General features: G+C 45.3%; 4 protein-coding genes. 2 read left to right on the forward strand and 2 right to left on the reverse strand.

From position 1 onward, the window contains the following. Positions 1–399 precede the first annotated feature (399 nt). Both WBA23_RS10220 and WBA23_RS10225 read left to right on the forward strand, forming a co-directional pair. Positions 400–1,770 (forward strand): cystathionine beta-synthase, encoded by a 1,371-nt coding sequence (locus tag WBA23_RS10220; protein ID WP_424582179.1) that lies wholly within the window; start codon positions 400–402, stop codon positions 1,768–1,770. Between the two features lie 174 nt (positions 1,771–1,944). Further along, complete coding sequence (locus tag WBA23_RS10225) at positions 1,945–4,323, forward strand: ABC transporter permease (protein WP_424582180.1); 2,379 nt, start codon at positions 1,945–1,947, stop codon at positions 4,321–4,323. Positions 4,324–4,357: 34 nt separating this feature from the next. Here the strand turns inward: WBA23_RS10225 and WBA23_RS10230 are convergent, their stop codons facing one another. Together WBA23_RS10230 and WBA23_RS10235 are read right to left on the reverse strand one after the other, a co-directional pair. Next, the gene (locus WBA23_RS10230; RefSeq protein ID WP_424582181.1) at positions 4,358–5,836 is read right to left on the reverse strand and encodes a sulfatase; all 1,479 of its coding nucleotides are present in this window, start codon (positions 5,834–5,836) and stop codon (positions 4,358–4,360) included. Between the two features lie 64 nt (positions 5,837–5,900). Beyond that, positions 5,901–7,303 (reverse strand): RagB/SusD family nutrient uptake outer membrane protein (locus tag WBA23_RS10235; protein ID WP_424582182.1); only part of this gene is annotated, 1,403 nt, incomplete at its 5' end.

Here is a 7,303-nt window from a genome sequence, read left to right on the forward strand (position 1 = left end):
CCGTTCTCCAGCGTCAATAGTGAGAAATAAGCTGGAAGAGAGGTAAATAATAGCAAAAAACAAAGCGACACCAATAACAATAAAGGGAAGAAATTTTCGATTATCCATAAGCCAGATAGGTTATTAAAAGTTGGGCAGAACAAAAATAAAACTAAGGTAAATTAAACTTAAACATGCGCTGGGGTAAACCTTTTTTCCAAAACAGTAGTATCTGAAAGAAGGCGTTAAGTTTACCCATCGCTGCTGTTGTGTTCATCTTCACGAAGCGAAGGTAGTAAAGGTTTCCGCATCCTATTCAAGAATTTATCAAAAATCGTCTTCAATACGGCTTTTTTTTACATTTTGATTCTAGATATTGGTAATTTTACCACAAGTTTTTAATCATCAAGCAACAGACCCATGTATTACAATTCCATAATAGAGACTATCGGTAATACCCCGCTCATTAAACTTAATACCTTAAACGAAGGAATTGAAGGTACCATTCTGGCTAAAGTGGAATACTTTAATCCGGGCAATTCGGTAAAAGACCGTATTGCTATTAAAATGGTAGAAGACGCTGAGAAAGATGGCCGACTGCGCCCGGGCGGAACCATCATTGAGGGGACTTCCGGTAACACCGGAATGGGGCTGGCTCTGGCCGCAATAGCCAAAGGGTACAAATGCATCTTTACTTTAGCTGATAAGCAGTCGCAGGAAAAAATTGATATTTTGCGGGCAGTAGGGGCCGAAGTAGTCGTATGCCCTACCAATGTGTCGCCCGAAGATCCTCGTTCGTACTACTCGGTAGCTAAAAAGTATAATGAATCCATTCCCAACTCTTTTTACCCCAACCAGTACGATAACCTTTCTAACCAAGCGGCTCACTACGAAACCACCGGCCCCGAGGTGTGGGAGCAAACGGAAGGCAAGATTACCCACTTTGCGGCCGGAGTAGGTACAGGCGGAACCATCAGTGGCGTATCTAAATACTTAAAGGAGCAAAATGCCGAGGTATTCACTTTAGGTATTGACACCTACGGCTCAGTATTTAAGAAGTACAAAGAAACCGGTGAGTTTGACGAAAAAGAAGTGTTTCCCTATCTGACCGAAGGCATTGGTGAGGATATTCTTCCGGAGAATGTAGCGTTTGATATGATTGATGAATTTATAAAGGTGACGGATAAAGATGCGGCAATCATGGCCCGTCGACTATCTCGTGAAGAGGGCATGTTTGTAGGCTGGTCGTGCGGCTCAGCAATGCACGGCGCATTACGCTGGGCCCGCAAAAACCTAAAGAAAGATGACATGATGGTAGTGCTTTTGCCCGACCACGGAACCCGCTACCTTGGTAAAATATACAATGATAGCTGGATGAAAGATCATGGTTATCTGGAAAAAAGGGAGTTCGCCACTGCTCAAGACATTCTGCTCAATCGCAACGGTTCTAACGAGCTAGTTACTATTCCCGCTAGTACTCCGGTAGGCGATGCCATCAAAATACTGAGTGAGCGAGGAATTTCACAGATTCCAGTAACAGAGAACGAAGAGTTTGTTGGAAGCTTAACCGATTCCAAATTATTACATAAGCTGATCGAAGAGCCAGAACTTCGGGGTGAACCCGTATCCAAACTCATGGACAAACCGTTTCAATTTGTCTCCTCTCGCGATACATTAGACGTACTTTCTTCCTTGATCGATAAGGAAAACAAAGCCCTTATGGTGCGCGATCAGCTCAATCAGGTACATATCATCACCCAGTCTGATTTACTAATGGCGATGAGTAGTTAGTTAGACGAGCAGATGTGCGAAATCGCACATAGACTGTCCATTACTGATCAGTAAGAATGACGCAAAGCTGCCATATAAAGATTGTGGGGCAGTGGTACAGTTTTTAATGATTGATGACTGATAAGTAGTCCTTATAAAGGATTACTATTTCACAATCGTTATTCATCTTTCGTCATGATAAAAAGCTACCTACTTATTGCCCTGCGGAACGCCCGTCGTAACAAAGTATATCTAATCATTAATGTGCTGGGTTTAGGGCTAGGGCTAGCCTGTTGCCTTACCGCTTATACGTTTTTTGCCTTCAACTTAGAGTTTGATAGTTACTTTGAAGACACCGAGAATATTTACCGGGTACAGCGAACTTTAGCGCGCGATCGAGCTTCTCAAGGGGTAGGAGAGCGTATTCCGCTACCATTGGCCGTTACTGCTTCCGAAGAAATTTCGGGAGTGCAGGAGGCTACTCGGGTGTTTGCCACCAGCGAACTGCTTCGTACCGATGATGAAGTGTTTAATGAATACATTGGCTTCACGGATGCTAACTTTTTTACGTTTTTTCCTTTTCAGATTAAGTTTGGTGAAACTGATTCGTATACTGGAACGGATAAGATTATTCTTACGGAAGAACTGGCGCAAAAATTCTATCAAGAAGAAAATCCGGTGGGACAAACACTAACGCTACGGTTTGGCGACGGACAGGAAGTACTGCTTACTGTGGGAGCCGTGGTTACTTACCCCGAAAATATCAGTTTTTACTACGATGCCTTTGTTCCGCTCTCTCATTACCTAACTACTGGCGATCATAATCAAGATGATTGGGCCGCTGACATTCGTTCCAATACGTTTCTTAGGTTGAGCTCATCGCCGGTGGTTGATGATGTCAATGCTCAACTAGAGAAGTTCGTAGCTACGGCTAATGCTTCCGATATAACTTACAAGTACCGCGATTTTTGGGTAATCCCTTTCCAAGACGCTCGGGTAAACGAAAACGAAATTCGGGGAGATGCCACGTACACGAATCGTCGAATTGAACCGGTGGCCACTATAATTTTCGGCACATTGGCATTTTTGATCTTGCTGTTAGCCTGTTTTAACCTAACCAATACGTCGATTGCCCTAGCCTCTCGTCGTTTAAAAGAAATTGGTATTCGTAAAGTAATGGGGGGAATGCGCCGCCAGTTAATTATACAACACTTACTGGAGGTTATGCTGATAGGAGTGCTAGCAGTTGGAGTTGGTTGGTTGATAGCGCAGCATTTATCTGCTGCTTTTTTCAATTTGTGGGACACGCCCTTTTCCCTCGATGATGTGAACCTATGGAACATGGGAATGGCACTGGTACTACTGCTGGTACTGGTTGCTATGATCGCCGGACTGTACCCCGCTATTTACAGCACGCGCTTTCATCCGGCCACTATTTTGAAAGGAAACCTAAAACTGAAAGGCTCTAACTGGTTTACCCGCAGTTTGCTTAGCTTGCAATTTGCCCTATCTATTGCCCTGCTCATCGGTGGCTTCGTGGCCATTAGCAATACCGAATATCTACAGAATTTAGATTTGGGCTACGATATCCACGAGGTTATTAGTTTAGGCGGTTTGGAACCATCGGAAGCTCAGGTTTTACTAGCAGAAGCCCGGCAGCATCCTAAAACGAAAATAGTATCGGCGCTACGTGGTAGCGATATTTGGGGCAATGGTTCTGAAGAGGTGCAGGTGGACACCGCTATTTTTGTTAGCCGTATTTTCCAGGTAGATGCCAACTATCTGGAAACGGTTGGAATGAATATATCAGACGGTCGCGGGTTCGACGATGACCGAGCTTCTGATTATACCGAGGGGGTGTTGGTAAATGAAGCTTTTGTCGAAAATATGAAGTGGAATGACCCGATCAACCAGCGTATTCTCTACCAAGATACAGCTCGCTACGTGATCGGTGTAGTTCAAAATATTATCAATAACCTTTATGATAACGAACAGCATCCTAGTCTTTTCCGCCAGGTTCAGCCACAGCGATATTCTAAGGTAATGGTTAAAGCTTCACCCGATGATCTGGCCGAGATAGATGAGTTTTTGAAGAGCCGATGGAAAGAGATTATTCCCTTCGAGCCTTACGAATCCTCTTATCTTACTCAGGCGGCTATGTACTATCCCATGCGGGAGATGCGAAACCTGAAGAAAGTGTACTTTTTTCTAGCGGTGTTGGGCGGGTTGCTAGCGGTAGCGGGCATATTTTCGCTAGCACAAATCAACGTAGCTCGACGCAACAAAGAGATAGGTGTACGCAAGGTGTTGGGGGCATCGGTGTCTCGCATTGTAAACACACTCAATCGGGAGTTTGTGTGGGTTTTAGCGGTTTCAGCCGTGCTGGGTGGTGGAATAGGCTATCTGTATAACTGGGCGTTCTTAAATAACTTCTACGTCTTTCACGTGGAGATCGGGCTACTTCCTCTTATTCTATCCGGAGTAATTATCGTAGGTGCGGCGCTACTGACTACCTCATTGACCATTCGCCGAACAGCCAATACCAACCCCGCCCAGGTGCTGCGGGATGAGTAATGCTGTTTCTCTTCGCTGGAAGGTATATGGAAAATCAATGCCCTTCAAAAACACCAGTATTCCCCTCTTCCCAGATTGGGAGTAGAGATTCTACTAGGTCAGGAGACTGAGCGGCAACGTTCTCGTTTTCGTAAGGATCAGCCTGATGGTCGTAAAGTTCTAACGTGGGCTGTTCTTCCCGGAAGTACTTAGTGAGACGATAGCGGTCCGTGCGTACGGTAATTCCCTGCCGGAAGTAACTGTAGGCAGTATTCCTCCAGTTAGCGGAATTAGGGTTGTTTAGTAAGCTAACCAAACTGTTTCCGTCTAGAGAATGAGAAGCTTCCGTGTTGCACAGTTCCATCAGGGTAGGGTAGATATCTACGGTGCTGACAATCTCATTGTGCTGTTTGCCCTGATTATTATTCGGGGTTTTAATCATGAATGCACTGCGGAGGGCGTACTCAAAATTGGTATGCTTACCCCAAATTCGGTCATCTCCCAGATGCCAGCCGTGGTCGCCCCACACTATTATAATAGTGTTTTTTTCTAACCCCAGTCGTGCTAACTCATCCAGCACTCTTCCTACCTGGGCATCAATATAACTAATGCTGGCGTAATAACCGTGCTTTAGCTTTCGGGCGTACTCATCCGAAACCGGCTGCTCTAGCGTTGCTGGTTCATCGCCCAACTGATAGTTGTTGAATTCGCCGTTGTTCTGTAAACTGGCCGGATGAACATTAGCAGGAATATCGGGCGAGTTGGTTAGCGGAATCTCAGCTCGGTCGTACAAGTCCCAGTATTTTTTCGGGGCATTGAACGGTAAATGCGGCTTGAAAAAGCCTACCCCCAGAAAAAACGGTTGATCCTTGTCGCTTAGCTCCTGTAGCTTCTTCAGAGCCAACTCAGTAGTTAAACCATCGGGATAACCGGTATCGGGAACATCAGCGGCTTCGTAGGGCTTTACTTGTTTGTTTTTGCCTTGCCTATTTGAGCCATCGGCATAGCCAAAGAAAGCATTCCAACCGGTACCCCACTTACCCGCATCAAACAGCATTTCGTCCCAGCTATCGGGTAGCTCCCATTCAGTACCTACCGGGTCAGTGTATCCGTACAGTAGTCCATCCACATAGTGGCTGATTTTGCCGATGCCTACTGTATAGTAAACATTGCGCCGAAGGTTGGCTACGAAGGTCTCCGGTCGATCTTCCTTGGGCTGTTCTGCAATCAGTTTACGGATAGCATCATTGGATACGGCAGTCTCGGTACGAGGATACAAGCCGGTGAGCAATCCGTAGCGGGAAGCCCCACAGGTAGGCACCGTCACAAAGTGATTAGTAAACAGGTGCGCCTGAGAAGCAAACTTATCTAAGTTCGGCGATTGAACTATCGGATTCCCATAGCAGCCCAATTCGGGACGAAGGTCATCGATGCTGATGAATAATACGTTAGGCGGAGATGCGGTCTGTTGCGACCACACCTCCGTAATTTGAAGAAGAAATAGATAGAGGAAAATAAGGTCAGCATATCTCATGTGTTTGTATTTAACTGCTACTTATCAGAGATTCTTGTAGTAGCCACCACTTTACCAAAGGCAGTTAGAACCCCTCATTTTGAGTGATAACCGGATTTACATCGATAGCCCGTTGCGGTATTGGAAAGTGCAGTTTATTTTGATCAATGTTGTACCCTTTTGCTTGCATCACTTCTATAGCCCGGCCGGTACGCACTAGATCAAAAAAGCGGTGGAACTCGAAACAAAGCTCCATACGTCGTTCGTGTTCAATAGCCCTCTCCAGGGTGTTATACTGGTCTGGATAGCCTGGCTCGCCAAATCCGGGTAACCCTACCCGTGCTCTTACCATATTCAGGTAGGTAGGGTCCTGAGTTACTTCGGCGTACATTAGTAGAATATCTGCGTAGCGGATGATCTCAAAATTTTGCCCGGCATACCGCCAGTTGGAATCATAAAACTTCATGGTGAATGGGTAATCAACGAACTCACCCGATTCAAGATTTACGTATCCGGGATACACCGAAATGATTTGCCTTACGGTATCTAAAGCCTCAAACTCATCAACCAGGTCTTGGGTGGGAGTGTTCCGCCCTCCGCCCCGGAAAGTTTCGTTGATACCGGGCAGATGAAATGACCATTGATAAGGAGTATATGCTTGTTGATGGTCGCTATTTACGGCGTTTTGCCCTTCCAGGTATTGTACTTCCAGCAAGGAAGCTTGAGAATTTTTAGTATCCGGATGAAAGAGATGTCGGTAGTCATCGGCATTTACCGTACCGTTTCCGTCCGCATCCAGAGAATATAATCCGCTATCAATGATTTCTTTCAGCTCCGTAGTAGCGGCTGATGTATTTCCCCGAGTCAAGTATACTTTTGCTAAAACGGCAGTAGCCCCGTACTTAGTAACTCGACCAATATTGTTTCCGGTATAGCTTTCCGGAAGGGTAGATTTGGCGTAAAGCAGATCGTTTATGATCTGCTCGTACACTACTTCAGCATCCTCACGAAGATATTCGTAGCCCTCCTCGGGAGAAAGAGGAATAAGGGGCAGGGGAATATCTCCCCAAACCCGTACCATATTGAAATAGATCAAAGCCCGCACAAATGTCGCCTCAGCAGTAAGTCTTTCCTTTAGATCCTGACTACTAAATTCTACGCTGGTATTCTCAAGCCGACTCAAAACATCATTGCAAATAAAGATCGCATTGTAAGAATCTTGCCAAGCGTTTTCAGTGTCGGCATCGTTAGTAGGAATATTAAAGTCTGAAATTCGCTCAGCAGAATTGCTAGACCCTCCAATAAACTCAATATACGTATTGTCAGATCGTAATTCTCCGTAAATGTCTGCAATTCCGCCAGCTTCATAGGTTCTTATCATTTGTCGGTATACATCGTTAACGGCCAACACGAACTGATCTTCTGTTTGGTAGAAGTTACCTTCGGTTATAGCTGTTTTGGGATATAAATCAAGATTTTCTTCACTAC

Origin of the sequence: Tunicatimonas sp., from assembly GCF_049647865.1 — a bacterium.
Classification (GTDB): domain Bacteria; phylum Bacteroidota; class Bacteroidia; order Cytophagales; family Cyclobacteriaceae; genus Tunicatimonas.

What these genes read in the sequence shown, in the direction of transcription:
- WBA23_RS10220 (WP_424582179.1), top strand. Translation starts at nt 400, where the DNA reads ATGTATTACAATTCCATAATAGAGACTATCGGTAATACCCCGCTCATT.
- WBA23_RS10230 (WP_424582181.1), bottom strand. Translation starts at nt 5,836, where the DNA reads ATGAGATATGCTGACCTTATTTTCCTCTATCTATTTCTTCTTCAAATT.
- WBA23_RS10225 (WP_424582180.1), top strand. Translation starts at nt 1,945, where the DNA reads ATGATAAAAAGCTACCTACTTATTGCCCTGCGGAACGCCCGTCGTAAC.